Raw genomic sequence first — 23,671 nt, 5'->3', positions numbered from 1 at the left:
GCCCGATCGCGACACAAGGCCGCTCCTACAAGGTCCGCGCCAGCCAGTCAGGTGGGGGTATCCGCTGCCGCCTCGGCCTCCATCTTCAAACGGTCGGCCTTGCAAATGTACTTGGGCTTGCGCGGCGCCAGCTTGGCACTGGCCTTCTTGGCGTGCGCCTGCAGTAGCTGCTTGATCTTCTTGCGACGGTTCATTCTCACTCGACCTGTCAGTCCGGTTTGGCTGAATACATCATACCTTGCCTGGGCCAGCGTCTCGTTGACGTTATTTTCACGCTCGGCAGATTAGCGTCACGCCCTTTCCGGCCACGAGCACATCCGCTGGCCGCCAAGTACGACGAGGCATACGTGTCACACACTCCATCCCCCTCCTCGCCCAAGCGCGTGGATTGGGCCGGCCTGGGCTGGCTTTTGCTGTTCTTCTGGTACTTCTCGGGGGTGACCCAGGCGTTGCTGCTGTTCAGCGGTACCACCGGGTTCGCCGGTTTTCGCGATGCATTCTTCCTCAGCAGCCTGTGGCTGGCCCCGGCACTGCTGCTGCCGCGTTTCACTCGCGCCACGGCAGCGGTCATCGGCCTGGTGTTGTGGGCTGCTTCACTTGTGGGCCTGAGCTACTTCGGCATCTATCGCCAGGAGTTCTCGCAAAGCGTCATTTTCGTGATGTTCGAGTCCAACACCGCCGAGGCCGGTGAGTACTTCAGCCAGTACTTCAGCGCCTGGCTGGGCCTGGCATTGCTGTTGTACACGCTGGGGGCGGTGCTGCTATGGAAGCGCGTGCGCCCGGTCAGCCTGCCACTGCGCAGCCGCCTGCCGGTGGTCGCCTTGTTGCTGTTGGCCAACCTGGTGTACCCGTTCTACAAGCAGATGGTCACCCAGGAGCGCAGCTTCGCCGACGCGGCGGAGAAAGTGCAGCAACGCATGGAGCCCGCCGTGCCTTGGCAACTGCTGGTCGGCTACCGCCAGTACCGCCAGCAACTGGACAACATGCAGGAGCTGCTGGCCAAGAACGCCGCGCTGCCGCCCCTGCAGAACCTGCGTGACAGCAGTGGTGCAGCGCCACGCACGCTGGTGCTGGTACTGGGCGAATCCACCACTCGCGAACACATGCACCTGTATGGCTACAACCGCGACACCACGCCCAACCTCGATGCGCTGGCCGCCAGCGACAAGGGCCTGACGGTGTTCCGCAACGTGGTGTCGCCACGCCCGTATACCATCGAAGTGATGCAGCAGATCCTCACCTTCGGCGACGAGCAGAACCCGGACCGTTTCCTCACCGACCCGTCACTGATCAACCTGATGAAGCAGGCCGGCTACAAGACCTTCTGGATCACCAACCAGCAGACCATGACCAAGCGCAACACCATGCTGACCACCTTCTCGCAGCAGACGGACGTGCCGGTCTACCTGAACAACCAGCGCAACCAGAATGCCAGCCAATACGACGACGTGGTGCTGTCGCCGTTCGAGAAGGCACTGCAGGACCCAGCGCCAAACAAGTTCATCATCGTGCACCTGCTGGGTACGCACATGGACTATCGCTACCGCTACCCGGACGATTACGCGCACTTCAACGACCGCCAGGGGGTGCCCGGCAAGCTGACCGACGACCAGGTGCAAACCTACAACTTCTACGACAACGCGGTGCGCTACAACGACTACGTGGTGTCTAGCCTGATCAAGCGTTACTCGGCCAGTTCCCCCAATGGTTTCCTGCTGTACCTGTCCGACCATGGCGAAGATGTGTACAGCTCTGGCAACCACGACCGCCTGGGGCGCAACGAAGGCGCGCCGACCCGGCCGATGTACACCATCCCGTTCTTGCTGTGGACTTCGCCAAGCTGGCAGGCCGAGCACCCGCGCGACTTGCAGGCGATGGCCGATCGCCCCTACAGCAGCTCGCACCTGATCCATACCCTGTCCGACCTGGCCGGGCTGAGCTACGACCGTTACGAGCCGGCCAAGAGCCTGGTGAGCCCGCAGTTTCTGGTGGCGCCGCGCTGGATCGGCGACCCGTACCGCAAGGATGGCCTGCGCGACTTCGACCAGTTGCCAATGGACAAAACCGAGCGGGCACAGGAAACGGTCAGCAGTGGCAAGAAACAGAATGCTGGACGCCTGGACTGATTGCTTGTAGGAGCGGCCTTGTGTCGCGATAGGGCCGCGAAGCGGTCCCCGGCTTTAAGCATTACAACAACGATTGCTGGGGCCGCCATGCGGCCCTATCGCGACACAAGGCCGCTCCTACAACGGTCCGCGAGACGCTCAGGATGCAGAACAGCTGCCCTGACGGGCACTCACCCGCACCGCCTCGGCCAGTTTGCGCAGATTGGCCTGGTGGGCATTGACCAGGCTGGCGATGCTGTTGTCTGCGGGCGTCTGTAGCGAGGTACGGCAGGTCAGTTCGGCCTCCCCCGAGCGCGTCAGGCGCCATACCGCCTCCAGCGAGGCGTAGCGCCCCGGCACGGTATCGAAGCGCTGCACGTCCACGCGCAGCAACCCCTTGCCGCCACCCACCGGCCCGCCCAACTGGTCCTGCAAGGCGCTGCGAAACTCATCCACCAGGTTGGCGCCCCACCACTCCGTCTCGAGGATGGCCAGGCCGCTCTGCCCTTGCCGCACCACCAACTGCGGGCGGTCCACTTGCGGCGGCACGACCACCCTCGCCACCTGGATGCGCTGGCCACCGTCGCGTACAGGCTCGCTCGGTACCAGCGTGTGATAGTTGTTCGGGGTACTGCTGCAGCCCAACAGCACTGCCAGCAGGCCGGCGCCACATACATTGCGCAGTCGAAGCATCGGCTGTCTCCTCAGGGTTCCAGCTCGGCGGCAGTGGCCGCTTTCGGCCGGCCGCGTATCAGTGATTCGGGGTGCCGCCCCAGGTAATCGGCAAGGTCACGCAGCGAACGCGACATGCGCTCCAGTTCGTCCAGGGTTTCCCCCATCCGCTCGCGCTGCGGCGAGTCCTCGGAAATGGCCGAATTGGCCGTGCTCAGGGTCTTGTGCACTTCGTCCAGTGCCACCTTCACCTCCGGCAGCGTCTGGCCATTGAACTGCTTGAGGCTGGCACGCAGCTCTCGCAGGCTGCCGTCCAGGTTGCTGGCGATGCTCTCCAGCGGCAGTTTGCTGATGCGCTCCACCACCCGCTGCAGCTGTTCCTGGAGCTGCTCCAGGCTGCCGGGCAATGTGGGGATGGTGATTGGGTCTGCGGTCTTGTCGAAGGCCACCTTGGGGGCATCCGGGTAGAAGTCCAGGGAGATGAACATCTGCCCGGTGATCAGGTTGCCGCTGCGCGCCTGGGCCCGCAGGCCGTGCTCGACGAAGGTGCCGATCAACCGTCGCGCGCCGTCCATGTCACCTTCGGAATGCTTGAACACAGACAGCATCTTGCGGTGTACCGGCCCCAGCCGCTGCGGGTAGATCACCGCTTCGACCACCACCGGGAAGGTCTGGCGGGTGGCATCATAGTCGAGCTGCACCGATGTGACTCGGCCAAACTCGACCCCCTTGAACTCCACTGGGGCGCCTACCGACAAGCCGCGCATGGCCTGGTCGAAGCGCAACTGCAGGTACTGGGCCTGGCCACTGGGCGGTGCCAGGGCGGTATCGCGGTCGGCAAACAGCTGGAAGTGCGCCTGGTCGGCAGCAGGCTCGGCTTGCGGGGCGAAGTCGGGCGAGCCAAAGGCCAACCCGCCCACCAGGATCGATGACAGTGATTCGGTATCGATCTTCAGGCCGTTGGCACCGATCTGCATGTCGACGCCACTGGCGTTCCAGAAGCGGGTATCGGCGGTGACGAAGCTGTCGTAAGGGGCCTGCACGAACACGCCGATCTCCACGCCCTTGCCATCGCCCTGCAGGGCAAAGGACACCACTTCGCCCACCGGGATCTTGCGGTAGTAGATCGACGAGCCAATATCCAGCGAGCCCAGGTCACTTGCGGTCAGGACAAAGCGCTTGCCCTTTTCGTCGTAGGTGATCGGCGGTGGCAGCTCCAGGCCGACAAAGGACTTTTCCGGCACTTTCGATTCGCCGGAATCCGCCCCGATGAAACTGCCCGACAGCAGCGTGTCCACGCCGGACACGCCGCCCACGCCAATGCGTGGCCGCACCACCCAGAAGCGCGCCCCCTGGGTGGCGAACGCACGGGCGTCGTTGGACAGCTGGACCTTGGCGACCACGCTCTTCTTGTCGTCGGCCAGGTCCACCGTGGTGACTTCGCCGATCACCACGCTGCGGTACTTGACCTGGGTCTTGTGCGCCACCAGCCCTTCCCCGGTGTGGAAGGAAATGGCGATGACCGGGCCCTGCTGCATCCAGTTGCGCACCACCAGCGAAGCGCCGATCAGGATCGCCAGTATCGGCACGATCCATACCAGCGACACGCTCCAGCGCCGGGTGCGCACTTCAACCTGCCCCGCGCCCTCGCGCTTGTCAGTCTGTTGCACCATCAATGCGGCCTCCCTCGTTGGTACGGCTATCCCAGATCAGGCGTGGATCGAAGCTCATCGCAGAAAACATGGTCAGTACCACCACCATGCCGAAAAACAGGATGCCCACCCGCGGCTCGATGGTGCCCAGCCCGCGCAGTTGCACCAGCGCCGCCACCAGCGCCACCACCATCACATCGAGCATCGACCAGTAGCCGATAAGCTCGACGAAACGGTACAGCTGCGAGCGCTGCCGGCAGGCCCAGGTAGAACCGCGCTGGGCGGTGAACAGCAACAGGCCGAGCGAGAAGAACTTGATGGCCGGCACACCCACGCTGGCAATGAAGATGATCAGCGCGATGTCCCAGGCCCCTGCCTCCCAGAACTCCAGCACGCCGCCGCCGATGGTGCTTTCGCTGCCACTGCCGAGCATTTCGGTGTGCATCACCGGCAGCAGGTTGGCGGGAATGTAGAAAACCAGCGCCGCCAGCAGAAACGCCCAGCCACGGCTGATTGCATTGGCCTTGCGCCGGTGGATGGCGGCACCACAGCGCTCGCAGGTGTGCTTGTCGCTGCCCAGTTCGCAGGCCTGACCGCAGCCATGGCACAGGCACAGGCCCAGGTCGTCGGCGTTGGCCGGGATATTCATACCTGCTCCCAAAGGCCGCGGATGTCCTTGCCGGCGATATGGATAATCAGCATGCTCAGCGCGGCCAGCGCCAGCAGGCCGATGCCAGGTATCACATCGAGAAACCCCGCCAGCTTGATCACCGCCACCATCGCCCCCAGCAGGCATACCTCCAGCATGCTCCAAGGCCGCAGGCCCTCCAGGCTGCGCATGCACAGGGCAAAACCGGGTGCGCGCTGGCCGGCCAGGGCGAAACCCAACACCCAGCACAAGAGCGTAATCTGCAGCACCGGCGCAAAGATGATCGACAGGGCCATGACCAGGGCGATGAAGGTGATGCTGCCGTGGCTGAGGATCTGTACCGAGTCCCATAATGTCGCGGAATGGGTGAGCCCTTGCATGCCGATGGTCATCACCGGGTAGGCGTTGGCGAACACCAGCAGGATGCCACCCGTCACACTCAGGGCCAGGCGTTGCTGCACCGTCAGCGAGGTATGCCGGTACAGTACGCCGCCACAGCGCTGGCAAACGGCGCGCTGGTGCTTGAGCAGCGGCGCACGGTGGTACACCGTGTCACAGTACTCACAGATGATCAGTTGCTGGCTCTGGCTCATGGGGTTTCCACAGGTAGCCCGGATTCACGCCGTGATACGCAGGCGAACCACGTTTGATATCCGGTTTAGACCATCCCGGCAAAACTGCCATCATCGGCAGCAAAGAGAACTATCCTGTGAAACGGGATCCCCACCCGCTGGAGGTTTGCCATGCGTACGTTCACGTGGAGTTGCCTGCTGGTGCTGCTGTGCGCGGCATCGGCAGCCCAGGCGCAGTCGGTGGTGCCGCTCAAGGGCCAGAGCAGCCAGCAGATGCAACTGGATATCAATGATTGCAATACTGTCGCGACCAATGCCGCGAACAGTGCCGCGACCTCCAGCGACCCCCATGTCGGTGGCCGGGTACGCAGTGCCGCCGCCGGCGCGGTTGCCGGTGCGGCAGGCGCGCAGGTGCGCGGCAACCAGCACGACGAGCTGTATGACCGGGTCGGTGACGATGCCAAGGAGCAATACCGACAGAACCGCGCCGGCGAAGTGGCCGCCGCCGGTGCTGCGGTTGGTGGCATGCGCCAGCGTCAGGACCGCCGTCAGGACCGGCGCGGCCAGGACGAAGCGAAAGCCCAGGCTCATGCCAGTGCCTACGCCGGCTGCCTGCAAGGTCGCGGCTATCAGGTCAACCCCTGATCAGCAGGCACGCCATGCCTCGGCAGGAGGATGCATGGCGTGCCCGTTTCAGAACTTGGCCAGTTCTTCCCGGCAAAACTCGACGAACAACTGCGCCGGCTTGGTCAGTTGCACCCGTTTCAACCACGCCGCCGCCAGCCCTGACAGCGCCACTGGCTCGGCGATATCCAGCATGGCCAGGCGTTGCCCGTCGTAGGTGTACTCCGAATGCGGCCGCGTCACCAGCAGCGAAAAGCCAAAGCCCTGCCCGACCATGCCGCGTACCATCTCGATCGACGGCGAACTGAAGACGATATTGGGCGTCAGGCCCATTTCGTTGAACAGGCTGACGAAGTAGGTACGGCTGGGGGCAACGTCCAGCAGGATCATCGGCTCCGGGCACAGATCGCGCAGCGACACCTGGGCCTGCCCGGCGAAGCGGTGGTTCTCGGGGAGCAGCACATAGGGCTTCTGCGGCGGCATCAGCGGCTCGGCCTCGATGGTGCCGTCCAGGTCATGGTCGTAGAGGAACGCCAGGTCGAAGGTACCGGCAGTCAGGCCCTGGATCAGGTCCTGCTGCTCGCCGTCGCGCAGGCGGATATCCACCCCCGGGTAACGCTGGCGAAAGCCGGCGATCAGGCGCGGCAGGTACAGCGGTGCCACGGTTTCGAAGCAGCCGATGTCGATTTGCCCGGCCACGGTGTCGTTGTCGGCCAGGGCGTTCTGCTCGAATTCGTGGGCCATCTGCAGCAGCGACTTGGTCTTGGCATAGAAGCGCTTGCCGCTGGGCGTCAGAGACACACCCTGGGCGTGGTGGCGGATGAACAGCTGCACGCCGAAGCTTTCTTCCAGGCTCTTGATGGCCGTGGAGATGGACGGCTGGGCAATGTACAGCTGGCGTGAAGCCTCGGCCACGCTGCCGGCCTCGACGGTGGTGACGAAGTACTTGAGTTGTCGCAATGTGTAGGCCGCCACGGGCACCTCTCTGACGCCGGTCTGGGCGCGCTGGGATCATGCCTGTCACTTTACCCTCGGCAGCGGCTGGGTGGGGGCCGGGTGATGAAGGATTTACCTATGGCTTGAGCAGGTTTTTTGTAGGGGGACTTTAGCCGCGAAGAATCCAACGCGGCGCATGGCACGGGCTTCGCCGGTGTTCGCGGCTAAAGCCCACAGGAGCCTGACAGCCCACTGGTCAAATACCCCTGATTGTCTTTACTAGTACTCATCGGCTCCGGACATAGGGTGTGCGCTTATGAAGATCGTGGTCACCAGCATCCTCGTCGACGACCAGGCCAAGGCCCTGGCGTTCTACCACTACGTACTCGGTTTCGAGCCCAAGCACGACATCCCCATGGGCCGACACCGCTGGTTGACCCTCACCTCCCCCAACGACCCCAACGGCGTCGAGCTGCTGCTCGAGCCTGACGCGCACCCGGCCGCCAAGGTCTACAAGGCCGCGCTCAAGCAGGACGGCATCCCCGCCACCTCGTTCGGCGTGCGGGACATCCAGGCCGAATATACCCGGCTGTGCGCAGCGGGCGTGCAGTTCACCCAACCGCCTACTGCCATGGGGCCGGTCACCGTAGCGGTGTTCGATGACACTTGCGGCAACCTGATCCAGATCGCCCAGAAACACTAGCAAGCGTTCAGGGCTCCACGGGCAGGCGCAAGGTCGCGCGCAATCCGTGTGGCGTCTGGTTGCGCAACTGCACGCTACCACCCAGGCGGGTCATGATGGTGCTGACGATCGACAACCCCAGCCCGGCGCCATTGGTCGAGCCCTTGCTGTAGAAACGCTCGAACACCCGCTGCTGGTCAACCACCGCTATGCCCGGCCCTTCGTCGTCGACGCTGACCAGCAGGGCCTGGCCTTCGCACTGCAGTGTCACGGTGACGCGACCGCCTGCAGGCGAATGGTCCACGGCATTGGCCACCAGGTTCTGCAAGGCAATACCCAGCGCGCCAGCGTCGGTGTGCAAATGGTAGTCGCCGGCGGCGATGTCCAGCGAAGGCTCCAGCCCGCGCTCCAGTATCCAGGGGGTAAGCTCTGCCAGAGTCTCGGCCACCACGCCCTCCAGGTCCACCCGCGGCCAGTCACGCCGGCCTGGTCGCGGCTCCAGGCGGGCCAGGGTCAACAACTGGTTGACCACCCGGGCAAGGCGGTCGACGCCGCCCATCAGGAACTGCAGGGCCTTGTCCCGCTCGGCAGCGCTGTCTGCATTGAGGGCGTTCTGCGCATGCAGGCGCAGGATGGCCAAGGGCGTGCGCATCTCGTGGGCAGCGTCGGCGATGAAACGGTGCTCGCGGCGCAGCAGGTCGTCGATCTGCCCGAGCAGGCGGTTGATCGCCGCCTGCATCGGCTCCAGCTCCTTAGGCAACGGCACCAGCTGCAACGGCTCGAGCGACTCGGCGTGACGGGCGCGGATCACCCTGGCCATGTTCTGCAGCGGCCGCAGCCCCCAGCCTATGGCCGCCCACACCAGCAAGGCCAGGGCCAGGCTGCCGAACAGGAATGGCAACAGCGTGTGCTGCACGATGCGTTCGATCAGGTCGTCACGCACGTCGTTGCGCTCGCCCACCCAGATCACCCAGTGTTTTTCCGGCACAGGCAAGACAAAACTGCGCCAACGGCGCCCATCCACCACCACGTCGGCAAAACCCGGCACCCGCGGCGCCTGCCCCAGCTGCGGGGCGCTGGGCGTGTGTACCAGCAGCCCGCCGTCGTCGGCCCATACCTGGAAGGCCAGCTTGCTCTCGTAGCGGTGCCCCACCTTGTGGTGCCCGGCCTTGCTCAAGGCCTCGTCGAAGGCGCGGTACAACTCGTCACGGCTCTGCTCTTGCACCGGCAGGCTCATGATACCCTGCAGCAGCCGGGCGTTCTGCGCCAGGTGGGCGTCGTACACTTCGTTGATTTCGTGGCGGCTGTCGTGATAGTTGTACAGCGCCAGCAATCCGCTGCCGACCAGCAACAGCAGCATCACCCGCCACAAGGTGCGTTGGCGCAACGAGCTCATGACTTGCGTTCCACCAGATAGCCAATCCCGCGCACGGTGCGGATCAGGCCGTTGAACAGCTTCTTGCGCAGGTGGTAGATGTTCACTTCCAGGGTGTTGCTCTCCGGCTCTTCATCCCAGCCATACAGCAACTGGGTCAAGCGTTCGCGGGTGAACACCTTGCCCGGCTGAGCCAGCAGTTCGTGCAGCAGCAGGTATTCCTTGGGCGTGAGTACCACCGGCTGGCCCAGGTAGTGCACCTGCTGGCTGACCGGATCCAGGCATACCCCGGCATGCTCTATCAGCACGCGGGCGCGGCCACTACTGCGCCGCAGCAAGGCCCGCAAGCGGGCCTTGAGTTCGTTGAGGTCGAAGGGTTTGACCAGATAGTCGTCGGCGCCGGCATCCAGCCCGGCAATGCGGTCATCGGTGGCGTCGCGGGCGGTCAGCACCAGCACCGGCAGGGTCTTCCCGGCCGCACGCAGGCGCCGCAGCAACTCGATGCCATCCAGGCGCGGCAAGCCCAGGTCGAGGATGGCCAGGTCGAACTCTTCGTGGCACAGGGCATGCAAGGCACTGGCGCCATCCTGCAACCAGTCGAGGGTATAGCCCTCGCGGCGCAGGCCGTCACAAATCCCCTCCCCCAACGCGGCGTCGTCTTCTACCAACAGCAAGCGCATGCTTAATCCTGTTTGTCCTTGATCGCTTTGAGTAAAGCATCTATTTCACCACGCCGGCCCTGGTCGGCCAACTCTCTCCCGGGCCGGGGCGGTGCCTGCAACGCCTTTTGCAGGGCGGCGCGGGCTTCGTCGTAGCGGTTTTGCCGGTACAGGTGGTCGGCCCAGAAATAGTTGCTGTCGATACCGTCCGGGTTGATCGCCAGCGCCTGGCGAAGCATGGCCTCGGCCTTGGCCTGGTCGCCGAAGCTCAATGGCCAGCCGGGCACTTGGTCGTACAGCGCGCCCAGGCTGGTGTAGGCCGAGCCTTGCAGCGCCTTGGGGTCCATGGCCAGGGCCTTTTCCAGGCTGGCGCGGGCGGCCTTGACCTTGCCCAACGCGCCCAGCCCACCGGTGGCGCCGGCCCAGCTGCTGTTGACGATGCCGTCCCAGATCAGCGGCTCGGCCGAGCCCGGATGCTGGTGCACCAACGCCGCCGACTGTACCGCCAGGGCCTCGAATGCCCCGGCACGCTGGGCTTCGGGCAGGTTATAGCGAACCACCGCCCAGCGCTGCTGGATGGCGTTGAGTTGCTGGGTACCGTTCTGGTCGAGGGCCCAGGTGAACGGGGCGATGGCCAGCAGGCTGGCCAGTATCAGACGTTTCATTTGCTCGACTCCTTGCTGTGCCAGTTGCTGTAGCGACGGATCAGCGGCAATTGCTTGCGCAGGGCGCGGTCGACCACGCCTGGCAGCATGCCGTTAAGGCGCACGAAGAGTTTCTCCGGCCAACCCAGGTACAGTTCGCTGCGCTCGGCCTGTACCGCGTCGAGCACCGCCCGGGCGACATCCTGCGGGTCATCGACGCCTACCTTCAACGCCTGATTAAGGGCCTGCGCGGCGCTACTGTTCATCGTCGTGCGGGTAGTGCGCGGTGCGGCATACAGCACGTTCACCGAGGTGTCGGCAAGCTCGCGGCGCAATGCCTCGGAGAACCCGCGCAAGGCAAACTTGCTGGCGCAGTAGGTGGCGTAGCCTGGGTAGCCGATGGAGCCGTAGATCGACCCCACGTTCACCACCAGCGCACTGGGCTGGGCGCGCAGCAGCGGCAGGCACAAGCGGGTGAGCTGCACGGCGGCCTTGATGTTGAGGTCGAACAACTCGTCGAGGGCGGCCTCGTCCATCTGTTCGAGCAAGGCGAAGCGGTTGACCCCGGCGGCGTTGATCAACAGGTTGCAACTACCCATCGCCCGCGCTGCCTCCAGCACGTCACGGCGGCCTTCGGCGCAGCGCAGGTCGGCCTGCTGCCAGCGCAATTGCCCGGGGTAGCGCGCCATCAGTTCGGTCAGCTTGCCCTGCTGCCGGCTGACCGCCAGTACGCGAGCACCGGCACTGCATAGCTGGGCCGCCAACTCCAGGCCGATGCCACCGCTGGCACCGGTGAGCACCGCCACGCAATCAGGCAAGCGCATGCTTTACCTCCTGCTGCGCGGTACGCGGCAGCCCTTCGAACATGGCGGTATACAGGCGATACACCACTTTGGCAGCGTGGATTACCGCCTGCTGGTCTTCGGGCTGGTCCAGACGGTTCATCAAGCCACGGTAGGTGGCCATGTGGTCCTGGTCCAGGGCGCCGTGGGAACTCAGGTAGCTGAACGCCTTGTCCGGCAGGCCGAGGCTGCTCTGCAGGGTACCGGCTGCCTGGGTGGCGAGGGCAATGCTGGTGCCTTCGAGCACGTTGACCATACCGAACAGCCCGACCGGGTTGCCACGGGCAATCTGGTCGTAGAGAAATGCCACCATCAGCTCGATGGGCAATGCCGGCCGGCCGCCGGCCACCTGGTGTGGGTCGCCACCGCAGGCGGCGATGTCATCGAGAATCCAGCGCTCATGGCCGTACTCCTCGTCGATGTACTCGCACACTGCGCCGCGCAGCCACTCAAGCCGCGCCGGCAAACGGGCCCCGCAGGCCATCATCAATGGCACGGTGTGCCGCACGTGGTGGTAAGCCTGGGTGAGAAAGGCCACATAGGCCTCGAGGCTGGCCTTGCCGGCCAGCGCGTCGCGGATGACCGGGACACTGAACAATGCCGTACGCTCGTCGGCGGTTTCCTGCTGCAGCATGTCGAAGAAAAGCATGGCAAACCTCGTAGATCATTGAAGGTCGGATAACAGGGACTGGTAACACCGCAGGATCTGTTCGCGGCGTGGCCGGCCGTTGGCGGTCAGGGTTTGCCCGGCGGCGCTCAAAGGTTCGGGCAGACGCCGCCAGGCATGCACCCGGGCATAATCCGGCAGGCCGGCATTGGCCTGGCGAATGGCCTGTTCCAGGGTATGGTCGTCAGCCTGCGGGTCCAGCGGCCAGATCAACGCCAGGTTGTGTGCCAGGCCTTCGCCGTGGACGAACGCCTGGGCGATCACTCCGCCCTGGGTCAGTTCGGCCTCGACCCATTCGGGGTTGACGTTGCGCCCGAAGCTGGTGCTGTACTGGTGCTTCTTGCGCCCGGCCAGGTACAGGAAGCCGTCGCTGTCGAAGTGGCCCAGGTCACCGGTCGACAACCACGGCTCGCTGAAGGGTGGTTCGCCCAGGTAGCCGAGCAACGCCGAACCGGCCACCTGCACTTCGCCATCTTCGGCAATGCGCACCTGTACATGCGGCAGCGGCCGCCCGACACTGCCCGCACGATGCGCCCCGGGGCGGTTGAGGCATACCACCGAAGCGCATTCGGACAAGCCATAGCCCTCGAACACCGGTAGCCCGATGGCCTGGGCCCGGGCCAGCAGGCTCGGCGCCACCCGCGCGCCGCCCACCGCCACGAAGCGCAACGGGCCGACCCGCATCAGGCCGCGCTCGATGGCGGTGACCAGCCCAAGCAGCAGTTGCGGCACCAGGATCAGGCTTTCGGCACCACTCAAGGCGATGGCGCCCAGCAATTGCTTGAAGTCGACCTGGCTGGCACCGCGAAAACCCAGTTGCGCCTGCGGATACAGGGCAATGCTCGCCCCGGCCAGCAGGGCCGCGTACAGGCCCAGGTTTTCCAGCAGCACCGCCAGAGGCAATACCGCCAGGTACTTGCCGGGCGCCGTGGGCCGGCTGGCAGCCTCCAGCTCACGCGCTACCCGCAGCATGGCCTCGGCGCTCAGGCATACGCCCTTGGGTGCACCGGTACTGCCGGAGGTGTAGGTGACTTTCGCGGTGCCCGGCGGCAAGGGTGCGGCAGCTGGCGGCTGCCGGCTCCAGAAGCGCTCACCGGCAGTGAAGCCGCTGGCGTGCAAGTCGTCAGCGAAAGCCTCTTCGGCCAGCGCCAGCACCGCCCCGCTCTGTGCCAGGCAGTGGCGGCGCTGGGCGCTGCTGAAGAACGCCGGCAGAATAACGATGGGGCGCGCCGCGAACAGCGCAGCCAGGTCCCAGAACAGCGCCTCGGGACCGTTCTCCAGGGCCAGGACGAAAGTGCCCGGTGGCTGCGCGCTCAGCCAGGCCTGGCGTTGCTCGACCTCGTCCAGCAATTGTTGATAGGTGAACGGCCCGCCAAGGCCCAGCAACGCCGGTTGCGCCCCTCGGTGGCGGGCATGCAGTTGCAGCACTTCCCTGAACAGCTGGCATTCACGCGGCATGACCGGCCTCCTGCACGCTCGCGGGCAAGCCCAGCCGCTCGAAAACGCCGCCGCGGGCCAGGGCTGCATGGCCGTAGCCGATGTTGCCAACGAACACTTGCGGGTGCTGAGCGTAGTAACTGCCCCAACTGTCGGCATCGCCGTTCAGCCGGCCAGGGTCGGCCACGGCCAGCGCCGTCGGCACCAGGCCCAGGCGATGAAAGCTGTTGACCAGGGTCGCGGCACCGGTGAAGGCCACCCACTGCAAACCGCGGGCAGCCAGCAACCAGGTCACGGCAATGATCATGATCCGCGCGCTGCCGGCGCTGAGCGCGGCCAGGTTGCCCACTTCGACCAACTGTGCACGGCTCACCGAGCTGCCCGACAGCCGGGTCACGGCCGCTTCCAGCGGCTCATCCAGGTAACGCTCGAGGAAGGTCGGCCCACTGCTGGCCAGGCGTATGCCGGCGGCGGCCATCAGGCGCCCGTGGCTGTCATGCAGGCCGAGCAGTTCGGGCAGGTAGTGCTGCACGTCAGCGTGGTGCGCGCAGGCAAAGCGGGCGTGAATGAACTGTTCCAGCTCGTCGCGCCCGGGCTCCTCCGGGCGTTTCAGCGTCATGCGGGCAAGCCGCTCGCCGTGGCTGCCGATAGCCAGTGGAAACAGGCTGGCGCTGTCTGCCTGAGTCATGGCGGTCCCCCTTTCAAGTCAGGTGTTGGGGGCAGTATCAGGTGGCAATCTGAAGCCAATCTGAAGTGCTACATTTGCCATTGCCCTCACGCGCACCAACAAGGAAAACAGATGCGCCACGAATTCAGCGAAGTGCTCAACGACCTGGTCGACTACTTTCTGCTCGGCGATATCCAGTTGCTCGAGCGCTTCAAGCAACAACATGAATTACCCGACGACCTTGCCCATGCCTTCACCCACGGCGACAGCGGCGACCAGGCCGTGCGCGAAGGGGTCGTGCTGCCACTGGCCGGGGTCGATAACCTGCCCTACCGCATCCTGTTCACCCTGGACAACCATACCCCGGCCCTGCGCGAACCCGGCAGCCGCCTGAAGCACCGCCGCAATGGCTATGTGCTGCAGGTCGAGCACGGTGCGCTGATGCTGTACACCTGGCGCATCCTGCAGCACTTCACGCCCAAGACACTGGGTGACCTGATGGCGCGTTACCAGGTGCCGGGGCGGCCGATCATCGAGCTGGACAATGGCTGGTATGACGTGGAGGTGCTGGCGGGTGCACTGGTGCGGGACGGGCTGTACGAGCCAGCGTTCGAGTTCGTGTTGAAGAAGCGCCGGAGCCGCGGCGAGGCTGCCGGGGTGGATACCGGGTATGCCTTTGGGTTGCGTGGGTATTTCGACTGATGGGTTGACTGTGCCGGCCTCTTCGCGGGCTTGCCCGCTCCCACAGGGCACAGTGGTATCCCTGTGGGAGCGGGCAAGCCCGCGAAAAGGCCGGTACAGGCAGCCTCAACTTCAAGTGTGGTTGATATCGCGGTCCTTGGTCTCCGGCAGGAAGAAGATCCCTAGCACCGCCGTCATCACTGCAATCACGATCGGGTACCACAAGCCGTAATAGATATCCCCGGTCGCCGCCACCATGGCAAACGCCACGGTCGGCAGGAAGCCGCCGAACCAGCCGTTGCCGATGTGATAAGGCAGCGACATCGAGGTGTAGCGGATGCGTGCCGGGAACAGCTCCACCAGCCAGGCCGCGATCGGCCCGTAGACCATGGTCACGTAGACCACCAGAATGGTCAGCAGCAACAGCACCATCGGGTAGTGGATCTTCGCCGGGTCGGCCTTTTCCGGGTAGCCGGCTTCCTTCAACGCCCCGGTCAAGGTCGCGGTAAAGGCATCGCTCTGTGCCTTGAAGTCCGCTGCCGCCAGGCTGCGTCCATCAAAGCTTGGCAGCACCCGTTCACCAATGCGGATCTGCGCCACGCTGCCAGGCTCTGCCGCTTCGTTGGTATAGGGGATGGCCCGCTTGGCCAGCAGGCTCTTGGCGATATCGCACGAACTGGTGAATTTGGCCTTGCCCACCGGGTCGAACTGGAACGCGCACTGGGCAGGGTCTGCCATTACCACCACCGGGTTCTGCTCCTGGGCGACGAACACGTCCGGGTTGCCGTACTGGGTCAATGCCTTGAAGATCGGGAAGTAGGTCAGCGCGGCGATGATGCAACCGGCCATGATGATTTTCTTGCGGCCGATGCGGTCGGACAGGCTGCCGAAGAAGATGAAGAACGGTGTGCCGATCAATAGCGAACCGGCAATCAGCAGGTTGGCGGTCTGCGGCTCGATCTTGAGCATCTGCAACAGGAAGAACAGCGCATAGAACTGCCCGGTGTACCACACCACGGCCTGGCCGGCGGTGCCACCGAGCAGCGCCATGACCACCACCTTGAGGTTGTCCCAGCGGGCGAACGACTCAGTCAGTGGCGCCTTGGACGCCTTGCCCTCGGCCTTCATCTTCATGAACACCGGCGACTCGTTGAGTTGCATGCGGATGTACACCGAAATCGCCAGCAGCAGTATCGACAGCAGGAATGGCACCCGCCAGCCCCAGGCCTCGAACACCTCGTTACCCATGGCCGTGCGGCAGACCATGATCACCAGCAGCGAGAGGAACAGCCCCAGGGTGGCCGTGGTCTGGATCCAGGCGGTGAAAAAGCCGCGCCGGCCCTTGGGTGCATGTTCGGCCACGTAGGTGGCCGCACCGCCGTACTCGCCACCCAGTGCCAGGCCCTGCAGCAGGCGCAGGCTGATGAGGATGATTGGCGCTGCCACGCCGATCGTGGCATAGCTGGGCAACAGGCCCACCACAGCGGTGGACAAGCCCATGATGACGATGGTGATGAGGAAGGTGTACTTGCGCCCGATCATGTCGCCCAGGCGACCGAACACGATGGCGCCGAATGGCCGCACGGCAAAGCCGGCGGCAAAGGCCAGCAAGGCGAAGATGAACGAGGTGGTTTCATTGACCCCGGCAAAGAAGTGCTTGGCGATGATCGCCGCCAGAGAGCCGTAAAGGTAGAAGTCGTACCATTCGAATACCGTGCCCAGGGACGAGGCGAAGATGACCTTGCGCTCCTCCCGGGTGATACCGCGTTGGGGCGCGCTGCCCGTGGATGTGCTGTCGAGAACCGCCATGGGGTGCCTCCGTCTTGTCGTCATGCAGGCCGGGAGCACCTCATATTTTTTTCACCGTCGCACCCAGGCCCTGGGGGGCTTGCTTTGGATATGCGAAGCACGACGAGGCAGGCCGCCTCGGATCGCAGCAAGGTAAATGAAGCATAATAGGCTTTGCCGGGATATCCACCTGAACCTTGCGCGATCTCTACCGCTCGAAGGTGTGCAGGTTGCTCATGGAACGTCCGTTGCCGGTACCGGCCCTTTCAGCTCGACCTGGTTGCCATCGGGGTCGTAGCAGTACAGCGACAGCCCCTCGCCTTCGGCGCCATAGCGTTTTTCGGCAGGTCCGACTTCAACCCCTGCAGCTTGCAGGTAGGCCGTAAGTGCCGCCTCGTCGAACGGCTCGATGCGCAGGCAGAAATGGTGCAGGTTGCGCCCCTCGGCCCCGGGTGCCGCACCACCTGGCCGGCCCAGGGGACCGTCCAGGGTCACCAGGTCGATCATCGCCGTGCCCGTGGCCAGGTGGACCATGCCCAGGTCGTCGCGCACGCGGCTGACCGTGCAGCCGAGCAGCTCGGTGTAGAAGGCGACGCTGCGCTCCAGGTCGCTGACCCGCAGAACGAGGTGGTCGATGTGCTTGATGACGAATGGTCGCATGCCAAGGCTCCTTGTGGCCGCTGGATTCCTGTGGGAGCGGGCGTGCCCGCGAATCAGGCGTTGCGGTGAATGGCACGGGCTTCGCCCGCTCTCATGGAACTGCACATAACTCATTGAATTAGCAGGGCCCCTGTGGGAGCGGCTTTAGCCGCGAACACCGGCGCAGCCGGTGCCATGCACCGCGTTGGATTCTTCGCGGCTAAAGCCGCTCCCACAGGGTACGAGGATCGCTTGCGAATTCAGTTATCTGCGCGACAGCGCAGCCCAAAGAGCTGGACAACCTCCCACTAGGGATCACGCAAGCCCGATGAGATTCACCACCATAGCCCACGTGCGCATGGCATGACCATATGCAGTTATTCGTTTACCAACCGTTGCAGAACGCCCCCTTCATGGCGGGTGAGGATGCGCAGCAGTTGGTCGACCAGCGCCCGGTCCGGCGCATCCAGGTGGAAGTGGTGCCCGCCCGGATGCCAGGAGATCTTCGCCTGGCTGGGCAAGGCCGCCTGGCGCCGGGTAAAGGCTTCGCCAGTGAATGCCCCCTGGCGCCCGAACAGCAGGTACAACGGGCAACGGATCTGGCTGAGCAGGTCACAGGCTTCGCGCTCGGTCAGCGGCATGGGTTCGGGCAGCACCAGACGTGGGTCGTGGCGCCAGCAATAGCCCTCGCCCAGTTGCAGCAGGTCACGCAGCGCCAGCAGCCGTGCCGCCTCTTCCGACAGCTCGGTGTCCAGCCGCTCGCGGCGTTGTTCCAACGCCGTGTCCAGGTCCTCGAAACGGTCGACGTCCGGCTCGGAAAAACCCTGCAACTGGCTGCGCTGCACCATGCGCTTGAGCCGGTAGGCCCGGGCCAGGTGCTGCACGCGGTCATCCTCGGCCACCGTGAACGGTGCGCCCATGCCGTCGAGGAAGGTCATGCTGGCAATACCGCTGGTCATGGCCGCCAGCAGCGATGCCACCCCGGTACCCATGCCATGGGCCAGCACATGGAATTGCGACAGGCCCAGGCTGTCGGTCACTGCCAGCATGTCCTCGGCATGTTCCCACAGGTAGTAGCCACTGTCGTGGCGGCGGTGGTCCGAGCGGCCGTGGCCGACCAGGTCGGGGGCGACCACGAAGCAGCCGTCGAGCATCGGTGCCAGGCGTTCGAACGAGGCGGCGTTGTCCAGCCAGCCGTGCAGAGCCAGCACCGGGATGCCGTCCTCCGCCCCCCAGGTGCGTACCGCTATTTCAATACCGTCGAGGTCCAGCAGGTGATCCTTGGGACTGCACAGCGAATGCATCGTAGTTCTCCCTGATAGAACGCCGGCCTATGGCCAGGCATCACATGACGCCGGCCCATACCCCACGTGCCGGCGTCATCCACACGACATGCCTACCCCATGCCTTGCGTCACCATCTCCCAACAACCCTGCCCGCGCTGCTCCCCTACCGACGCTCTCGTGCACAGGACCGACCTGTGCATTCAACTAAATACCACCGCATGCCGAGGCGAAACCTGTCGACTGGCCCCTCCATCGACAACGGAGACTTCAGCATGTCCAGCACACCCATGCCTTTCCATCAGGCCCAGATTGTCCGTAACCTGCCTGACTGGTGCCGAACGATGCACCCTGACCATACCCGCCGCGTCGTACAGAGCATCCGCAAGGACTACCTCGACGAAAACGGTTCGCCTTACGCCTGGTACGCCGCAGCCAGCGATGAAGACCAGGCGCGTTTACGGCAGCTGATCAGCGCCCGCGATGCCGAGTTCAAAGCTCTGCGGGCCTTGCTCGATGACTTCAGGCAGATCAGCGAATTCTGCAAGCCTTTGCTCGAGAGCCGGTTGGGCCCTGATGTCAAAGTGGACAAAGCCCAGTACCTGCACCAGCCGTTCAAGGTGTACACCACGCTGGTGAATGTCCCCGGCCTCGATTTCTCACTCGGCGGTGACGATACGTACATCAATCGCCCCGAAGGGCCACCACAGAAGCGCACGCTGCTGGAGGCCGCCCTGCACAATTTCGAAGGAACCGACGAAGTGGGCCCGTTCGACACCCTGACCCTTGGCCCGGACGACGACGCCTCACTTCCCGGGCTCGAGCCCGAAGCGTTCGTGAACCTTTGCCGAAGCCTGGACCTGGGCCAGCAGTATCAAGACCACCTGCAGGGCATTTATGAAGGCCCCAGAAAGGCCGCGATCGAACAGCAGTGGATCGATGCAAGCCAGCAGGCACTGAAAACCGATGCAATGATCGCCTACCTCAAGGGCCTGTTGACGCTCAAAGGCCACGATGCTCTGGTACAGCTATGCGACAACGAAAGCACGCCGCGCTACGGCGAACACAAGCTTCGCTGCTGGCGCTTCAGCCTGTTCGGCATCCCGCTACATGGCGTACTGCTGATAGGCCCCGATGAAGCCGACCAGACCAACCCCTGCATGCTCTACATCCCCCGCGATTCCGAACACCCGGTGAGGGAGTTTGCTTCTTTGCAAAAGGCCGGCTCACTCATGCGTCAACGCCTGCTGCAAACCACGTTTCGCCAGCACTTGATCAGCTTCGCTGACCAGGACAACCAGGTCGAACTCAGCCGCAAGCTCGAAAATGCCCTGTTCGAGCATGGCACCTCCACGCGCAAACCCAAGAACAAGCCTGAGCTGCACTTCAAGCGAACCCGCCTGGCCTTTCCCATCTGGCAAGTGCTTTACAACGACCACAAGCGCCGCATCAAGGCGAATGCCAGAACGATCGCGGTACCGACTGCAGATGCCGACGCCAAGGCACGCAAGGAGCGGCTGCAGCACTGGCTGGACGCAGGCATGAACTTACTGAACGTGGCCGCCTTCTTCGTGCCTGGGCTGGATGCCGCGATGCTTGGGGTATTTGCCTACGACCTCATGGATTCGGTGTTCACCGGGTTCGAAGCCTGGGAAGAAGGCGATACCCAGGAAGCGCTGCAACAGCTCGAGTCACTGGCCATCAATGCCGCCGTGATCGCCGGTTTTGCCGTCGGCAGCAGCGCGGTCAAGGCATCAGGGTTCGTCGATGCGCTGGAAAGCGTCTGGAAAGGTGGCCGCGAACGGCTTTGGCACCCAGACATGGGCCCTTACAGCACTTCGAGCTCGTTGCCGGTGGGTGTGCAGAAAAATACCCAAGGGCTCTACATCATCGATGGCAAAACCCACGTTTGGCTTCAAGGCAAACTGTATGAGGTATTCGAAACCGACGGACAGTGGCATGTGCGCCACCCGGACGCCCCCGATGCCTACACTCCGGCCTTGCGCTACCTCGGCGACCAGCGCTGGCAGTTGGCCCACGACAACCCGCTCGAATGGGACGATGCGCAGTTGCTCGAGGGGCTGGGCCGGTTCGGCCAGAGGCTGGATGCATCGGAGCAACTTGCCGCCTTGCGCATTACCGAAGTCGACGCAGACACCTTGCGTCGCAGCCAGGTCACCGGCTCGCAGCCGCCGGCTCTGCTGGCCGATACCTTGCTGCGCCTGCGACTGGCTGAAGACGTGGAGGGCATCATCACCCGGGTACGTCATGGCCAGCCTTTGGCTGCACATATGAACTTCGCGCTGCCGGAACTGGTGCAGCTGCCTGGCTGGCCCGCGAACTACAGGCTGAAGGTCTTCACCGGTGCCGAAAAATGGGGGGAGGCAGCCTATTTCGGTGCGGAGCCTAAAGCAGACACACTACAGATCGAGATCGGCCGCGAAGAGCTTGACGATGGCGAACTGAGCAAGATTGTCCTGGCGGGGATGGATGAAGATGTCATAGAGCAGCTACTACCCGATACGCCAGTAGAGCAGCGCCCGGGCGCCCTTAACGAGCTATTGGCCAACCGCCTGTCAGCACGTCGTCGCGAAGTCTTCGCGAGCATGCTGGAAAGCCATCGAGCACCGCTTGGCGACGAAGCACAGACCTTGGGCCGCCAGTTCCCCGGTTTGCCTGACAATGCCCTGGAAGAACTCGTCGCGCATGCCGACAGCACCGAACGCGAACGCCTGAAGAGCGGGCGCGTGCCCTTGCGTGTGGCTGAAGAAGCCCGCTACCTGCAGGCCCGCGCCCGCCTCGATCGTGCCTTGACCGGCCTGTACCGAGCAGACTTGGCCAATGCCGACAGCCAACTGCTGCGTGAGGCATTGGTAGCCGAACAGCCGCAGGCGAGTGATGCCGAGCTGTTCGCCAGCGCCCTCGGCGACCGCTCGGGTTGCGCCGTGCTGCTTGGCCAGCAGCCAATCAAGCCAGGCTTTCGCTCGCCCATGCGCCTGGCACATGGGCGAATCGGTTACCCGCTCAGTGGCCGAGGAGCAGGCCCTCTCGGCGAAAGCGCCGCGACACGCCGGCTGGAGTCACTTTTCCCCTCACTGACCAGCGATGAGATCAGCGCCCTGAGTGCCGAACTGAGCCAGACCGGTGACCTGGGCGCGGCAGTGCGGCAACTGCAGGCAGAGTGGCAAGATCTGAAACGCTATCTGGAAACCTGGTACCTGACCCCACGCGACATCAGCCAGCGCTTCGAGCGACAACAATGCGCCGACCACCTCAAGGCTGCCTGGCGGCGAGAGGGTCCCGGCAACCTGGACACGCTCGTGCTGAAGCGAATGCAGTTACCCGAGTTGCCAGCGATCAAAGCCAGCCTGCCCCACATCCGTGAACTCAAGCTGAACGAGCTGCAACTGCAACGACTGGACGGGACGTTCCTGTCATGTTTCCCCAACCTGCAAGTGCTGGAAGTGACCAACAACCCGGCGATCGACGCGCAAGCATTGTTCGAGGCACTTGAATCGGTGCCCAGGCTGCGCACGCTGGACCTGACCAACAACGCCCTTGCTACCCTCTCACCCACCGCACAACGAGTGCTGGCGGCAATGCCAGACCTGCGCCAACTGAATTTGCGCAGCAACCGGCTGACACTGGATGAAGCGACACTGACTTTCCTCTGCAGCCGGCCACTGGATGTCCTGAGACTGGGGCAAAATCGCATCACGCTCGATGAGAACCTCGCCACGCGCTTCCAGGACATGATCCATCCGCAGCAACTGGACCTGGACTCCAACCCGCTGCAGCATGCACCTGATGTGCGCTACATGGCGCGGCTGCAGCGCCTGAACCTGTCCAATGCTGAGTTGCGGGCATTTCCCACTGGCTTGACCACCCTGATGAGCCAGCCTCAGTACCAGTTGCGCTACCTGGACCTCTCATTCAACCGCATTCACCATGTTCCAGACCTGGAAGGTATCCTGCCCAGTCCCTATGCGCGGGGCGTCGCCGCCCGCTTGCCCGAGCGCCGCTGGCTCTTCAACTACAACGATCTGGAGAGTGAGTCGGCCAGGCGCCTGAGAGCCAGCGGCGTCAATATCTTCGAGCACGCGCCCGAAAGACAGGAGTGGCAAAGGCTCTGGCGCGACGCCGCGACCGACCAGCAACAGCAGTTGTGGTCCGACCTGTTCGATCAGAACGACAATGGCGACCTGCAAACGGTGTTGGAGCGCCTGACCAACTCATTGGAAGCGCAAAGGGATCCGCAAGGCCTGCGTGCCCGAGTGTGGGCACTGTTGAAGCAAGCCCACGAGGATACAGCGCTGCGCGAGCGGTTGAACGAGGTGGCGCATACCTTCCCACCCACTTGCGGTGATGCCGGCGCTGACGCATTCAGTGCCCTGGAAGTGGAGTTGCTGGCCAGCCAGGCCTCAGGGCGAGCAAGGGGCACGGCCAAGCCGCTGCTAGACCTCTACCGCAAGCTGTATCGTCGCGAAAAAGTCAACGAACTGGCGGACCGCATCAGCACGCATCGCATCGTGCGCAAGGAGGCGCTAGGTGGAGATGCCGGTCAGTTACCGGCCCTTGACGTGCTGGATGTCCCTGCGGCAATCCCTGATGCGAATCTGGCCAGAGAAATTGTCGACGATATCGAAGTCCGCTTGGCACTGCGCCAGTCCTTGGCCGTTGAGCTCGATTTCCCCGAACCTAGCAGCGGCATGATTTATCGCCATTTCGCCAACATAAACCAGCAAATCATCGACAACGTCCGCGCTGCTGTGCTCGAACTCGATGCCGATTCCACCGCCCGACAGCAGTGGATGAGCGAACAGCCGGTCTGGGCTGACTACCTCAAGCGCCAGTGCCAGCCAGTTCGAAGCCATCACCGATTTCTGGCGCCCGGGCCTCGATTACCTGTTCTATTGCCTGGATGAAACTCAGGAGCCGGTCACGCACCTGGACGACGCGATATTACGTGCATTGGCCCAGGAAATGCCTGCCTCTGCACTGGACGAAAACGGCACGCTACGTCGGGTTCCTCTCAATGAGCAAGCCTATGTCAGGGCTACGAAAGCCTTGACCGAGGCACAGCAGGAGGTGGAAGCC

21 protein-coding genes are annotated in these 23,671 nt (G+C 63.9%); 5 read left to right on the top strand and 16 right to left on the bottom strand.

What is annotated here, in order from left to right; genetic code table 11:
- Positions 1-47: 47 nt before the first annotated feature.
- Positions 48-194 (bottom strand): DUF2986 domain-containing protein, encoded by a 147-nt coding sequence (locus E5221_RS11855; protein WP_015269977.1) that lies wholly within the window; start codon positions 192-194, stop codon positions 48-50.
- 153 nt (positions 195-347) lie between these two features.
- On the opposite strand from E5221_RS11855, the gene E5221_RS11850 reads away from it, so the two are divergent.
- Complete coding sequence (locus tag E5221_RS11850; protein WP_247847495.1) at positions 348-2,126, top strand: phosphoethanolamine transferase CptA; 1,779 nt, start codon at positions 348-350, stop codon at positions 2,124-2,126.
- A gap of 138 nt (positions 2,127-2,264) precedes the next feature.
- Here E5221_RS11850 and E5221_RS11845 read toward each other — a convergent pair whose 3' ends face one another.
- From E5221_RS11845 to E5221_RS11830, 4 genes are read right to left on the bottom strand one after another with little or no spacing between them, the layout of a single operon-like run.
- On the bottom strand, positions 2,265-2,798 hold the full coding sequence (locus E5221_RS11845) for a PqiC family protein (protein ID WP_247847493.1): 534 nt from the start codon (positions 2,796-2,798) through the stop codon (positions 2,265-2,267).
- 11 nt (positions 2,799-2,809) lie between these two features.
- On the bottom strand, positions 2,810-4,450 hold the full coding sequence (locus E5221_RS11840; protein ID WP_061550958.1) for an MlaD family protein: 1,641 nt from the start codon (positions 4,448-4,450) through the stop codon (positions 2,810-2,812).
- Positions 4,434-5,078 carry a paraquat-inducible protein A gene (locus E5221_RS11835; protein WP_061550957.1) on the bottom strand — a complete coding sequence of 215 codons (645 nt, stop codon included), beginning with the start codon at positions 5,076-5,078 and terminating at the stop codon, positions 4,434-4,436. The genes E5221_RS11840 and E5221_RS11835 overlap by 17 nt, the downstream gene beginning before the upstream one ends.
- Entirely contained in the window at positions 5,075-5,671 is a 597-nt protein-coding gene (locus E5221_RS11830; protein WP_013972087.1) for a paraquat-inducible protein A, read from the bottom strand. Before E5221_RS11830 ends, E5221_RS11835 begins: the two co-directional genes overlap by 4 nt.
- 150 nt (positions 5,672-5,821) lie before the next feature.
- On the opposite strand from E5221_RS11830, the gene E5221_RS11825 reads away from it, so the two are divergent.
- On the top strand, positions 5,822-6,295 hold the full coding sequence (locus tag E5221_RS11825; protein WP_247847492.1) for a YMGG-like glycine zipper-containing protein: 474 nt from the start codon (positions 5,822-5,824) through the stop codon (positions 6,293-6,295).
- Positions 6,296-6,343: 48 nt separating this feature from the next.
- Here E5221_RS11825 and E5221_RS11820 read toward each other — a convergent pair whose 3' ends face one another.
- A complete protein-coding gene (locus tag E5221_RS11820) occupies positions 6,344-7,249 on the bottom strand; it encodes a LysR family transcriptional regulator (protein ID WP_013972086.1) in 906 nt (301 codons plus the stop codon).
- Between the two features lie 277 nt (positions 7,250-7,526).
- On the opposite strand from E5221_RS11820, the gene E5221_RS11815 reads away from it, so the two are divergent.
- Positions 7,527-7,913, top strand: a complete 387-nt coding sequence (locus tag E5221_RS11815; RefSeq protein WP_003259309.1) for a VOC family protein — start codon at positions 7,527-7,529, stop codon at positions 7,911-7,913.
- Positions 7,914-7,920: 7 nt separating this feature from the next.
- On the opposite strand, the gene E5221_RS11810 is transcribed toward E5221_RS11815, so the two are convergent.
- Genes E5221_RS11810 through E5221_RS11780 form a run of 7 tightly spaced genes read right to left on the bottom strand, consistent with a single transcriptional unit; the run spans position 7,921 to position 14,204 of the window.
- Positions 7,921-9,288: an ATP-binding protein gene (locus tag E5221_RS11810; protein ID WP_247847490.1), complete on the bottom strand. Its 1,368-nt coding sequence runs from the start codon at positions 9,286-9,288 to the stop codon at positions 7,921-7,923.
- Positions 9,285-9,947: a response regulator gene (locus E5221_RS11805; RefSeq protein WP_003259308.1), complete on the bottom strand. Its 663-nt coding sequence runs from the start codon at positions 9,945-9,947 to the stop codon at positions 9,285-9,287. The genes E5221_RS11810 and E5221_RS11805 overlap by 4 nt, the downstream gene beginning before the upstream one ends.
- A gap of 2 nt (positions 9,948-9,949) precedes the next feature.
- A complete protein-coding gene (locus tag E5221_RS11800) occupies positions 9,950-10,591 on the bottom strand; it encodes a tetratricopeptide repeat protein (RefSeq protein WP_247847489.1) in 642 nt (213 codons plus the stop codon).
- Positions 10,588-11,394 (bottom strand): SDR family oxidoreductase, encoded by an 807-nt coding sequence (locus tag E5221_RS11795; RefSeq protein ID WP_013972081.1) that lies wholly within the window; start codon positions 11,392-11,394, stop codon positions 10,588-10,590. The genes E5221_RS11800 and E5221_RS11795 overlap by 4 nt, the downstream gene beginning before the upstream one ends.
- Positions 11,381-12,061, bottom strand: a complete 681-nt coding sequence (locus E5221_RS11790) for an iron-containing redox enzyme family protein (RefSeq protein WP_023663323.1) — start codon at positions 12,059-12,061, stop codon at positions 11,381-11,383. The genes E5221_RS11795 and E5221_RS11790 overlap by 14 nt, the downstream gene beginning before the upstream one ends.
- Before the next feature lie 15 nt (positions 12,062-12,076).
- Positions 12,077-13,537: an AMP-binding protein gene (locus E5221_RS11785; protein WP_247847487.1), complete on the bottom strand. Its 1,461-nt coding sequence runs from the start codon at positions 13,535-13,537 to the stop codon at positions 12,077-12,079.
- Positions 13,527-14,204, bottom strand: coding sequence for a thermostable hemolysin (locus E5221_RS11780; protein ID WP_247847486.1), 678 nt, complete (start codon positions 14,202-14,204; stop codon positions 13,527-13,529). Before E5221_RS11780 ends, E5221_RS11785 begins: the two co-directional genes overlap by 11 nt.
- 111 nt (positions 14,205-14,315) lie before the next feature.
- Between E5221_RS11780 and E5221_RS11775 the strand changes: the two genes are divergently transcribed.
- Positions 14,316-14,885 carry a hypothetical protein gene (locus tag E5221_RS11775; protein WP_247847484.1) on the top strand — a complete coding sequence of 190 codons (570 nt, stop codon included), beginning with the start codon at positions 14,316-14,318 and terminating at the stop codon, positions 14,883-14,885.
- 111 nt (positions 14,886-14,996) lie between these two features.
- Here E5221_RS11775 and E5221_RS11770 read toward each other — a convergent pair whose 3' ends face one another.
- The 3 genes from E5221_RS11770 to E5221_RS11760 all read right to left on the bottom strand — a co-directional run bounded on the left by E5221_RS11770 (position 14,997) and on the right by E5221_RS11760 (position 18,595).
- Positions 14,997-16,673: an MFS transporter gene (locus tag E5221_RS11770; RefSeq protein WP_247847482.1), complete on the bottom strand. Its 1,677-nt coding sequence runs from the start codon at positions 16,671-16,673 to the stop codon at positions 14,997-14,999.
- Positions 16,674-16,886: 213 nt separating this feature from the next.
- Positions 16,887-17,312 carry a VOC family protein gene (locus E5221_RS11765; protein WP_247847480.1) on the bottom strand — a complete coding sequence of 142 codons (426 nt, stop codon included), beginning with the start codon at positions 17,310-17,312 and terminating at the stop codon, positions 16,887-16,889.
- 356 nt (positions 17,313-17,668) lie between these two features.
- Positions 17,669-18,595 carry an alpha/beta hydrolase gene (locus tag E5221_RS11760; RefSeq protein ID WP_015269963.1) on the bottom strand — a complete coding sequence of 309 codons (927 nt, stop codon included), beginning with the start codon at positions 18,593-18,595 and terminating at the stop codon, positions 17,669-17,671.
- Positions 18,596-18,849: 254 nt separating this feature from the next.
- On the opposite strand from E5221_RS11760, the gene E5221_RS11755 reads away from it, so the two are divergent.
- Positions 18,850-23,499: an NEL-type E3 ubiquitin ligase domain-containing protein gene (locus E5221_RS11755; protein WP_348984758.1), complete on the top strand. Its 4,650-nt coding sequence runs from the start codon at positions 18,850-18,852 to the stop codon at positions 23,497-23,499.
- Positions 23,500-23,671 lie beyond the last annotated feature (172 nt).

It is taken from the genome of Pseudomonas sp. A2 (assembly GCF_023100865.1).
GTDB classification, from domain to species: Bacteria; Pseudomonadota; Gammaproteobacteria; order Pseudomonadales; family Pseudomonadaceae; genus Aquipseudomonas; species Aquipseudomonas asiatica.
The sequence above is the reverse complement of the archived record's forward strand: the minus strand, read 5'-3'. Positions and strand labels throughout refer to the sequence as shown.

Excerpts from the sequence above, each read along its gene's own strand:
- E5221_RS11855 (WP_015269977.1), bottom strand. The coding sequence starts at position 194 with ATGAACCGTCGCAAGAAGATCAAGCAGCTACTGCAGGCGCACGCCAAG.
- E5221_RS11845 (WP_247847493.1), bottom strand. The coding sequence starts at position 2,798 with ATGCTTCGACTGCGCAATGTATGTGGCGCCGGCCTGCTGGCAGTGCTG.
- E5221_RS11840 (WP_061550958.1), bottom strand. The coding sequence starts at position 4,450 with ATGGTGCAACAGACTGACAAGCGCGAGGGCGCGGGGCAGGTTGAAGTG.
- E5221_RS11835 (WP_061550957.1), bottom strand. The coding sequence starts at position 5,078 with ATGAATATCCCGGCCAACGCCGACGACCTGGGCCTGTGCCTGTGCCAT.
- E5221_RS11830 (WP_013972087.1), bottom strand. The coding sequence starts at position 5,671 with ATGAGCCAGAGCCAGCAACTGATCATCTGTGAGTACTGTGACACGGTG.
- E5221_RS11825 (WP_247847492.1), top strand. The coding sequence starts at position 5,822 with ATGCGTACGTTCACGTGGAGTTGCCTGCTGGTGCTGCTGTGCGCGGCA.
- E5221_RS11815 (WP_003259309.1), top strand. The coding sequence starts at position 7,527 with ATGAAGATCGTGGTCACCAGCATCCTCGTCGACGACCAGGCCAAGGCC.
- E5221_RS11810 (WP_247847490.1), bottom strand. The coding sequence starts at position 9,288 with ATGAGCTCGTTGCGCCAACGCACCTTGTGGCGGGTGATGCTGCTGTTG.
- E5221_RS11805 (WP_003259308.1), bottom strand. The coding sequence starts at position 9,947 with ATGCGCTTGCTGTTGGTAGAAGACGACGCCGCGTTGGGGGAGGGGATT.
- E5221_RS11800 (WP_247847489.1), bottom strand. The coding sequence starts at position 10,591 with ATGAAACGTCTGATACTGGCCAGCCTGCTGGCCATCGCCCCGTTCACC.
- E5221_RS11795 (WP_013972081.1), bottom strand. The coding sequence starts at position 11,394 with ATGCGCTTGCCTGATTGCGTGGCGGTGCTCACCGGTGCCAGCGGTGGC.
- E5221_RS11790 (WP_023663323.1), bottom strand. The coding sequence starts at position 12,061 with ATGCTTTTCTTCGACATGCTGCAGCAGGAAACCGCCGACGAGCGTACG.
- E5221_RS11785 (WP_247847487.1), bottom strand. The coding sequence starts at position 13,537 with ATGCCGCGTGAATGCCAGCTGTTCAGGGAAGTGCTGCAACTGCATGCC.
- E5221_RS11780 (WP_247847486.1), bottom strand. The coding sequence starts at position 14,204 with ATGACTCAGGCAGACAGCGCCAGCCTGTTTCCACTGGCTATCGGCAGC.
- E5221_RS11775 (WP_247847484.1), top strand. The coding sequence starts at position 14,316 with ATGCGCCACGAATTCAGCGAAGTGCTCAACGACCTGGTCGACTACTTT.
- E5221_RS11770 (WP_247847482.1), bottom strand. The coding sequence starts at position 16,673 with ATGGCGGTTCTCGACAGCACATCCACGGGCAGCGCGCCCCAACGCGGT.
- E5221_RS11765 (WP_247847480.1), bottom strand. The coding sequence starts at position 17,312 with ATGCGACCATTCGTCATCAAGCACATCGACCACCTCGTTCTGCGGGTC.
- E5221_RS11760 (WP_015269963.1), bottom strand. The coding sequence starts at position 18,595 with ATGCATTCGCTGTGCAGTCCCAAGGATCACCTGCTGGACCTCGACGGT.
- E5221_RS11755 (WP_348984758.1), top strand. The coding sequence starts at position 18,850 with ATGTCCAGCACACCCATGCCTTTCCATCAGGCCCAGATTGTCCGTAAC.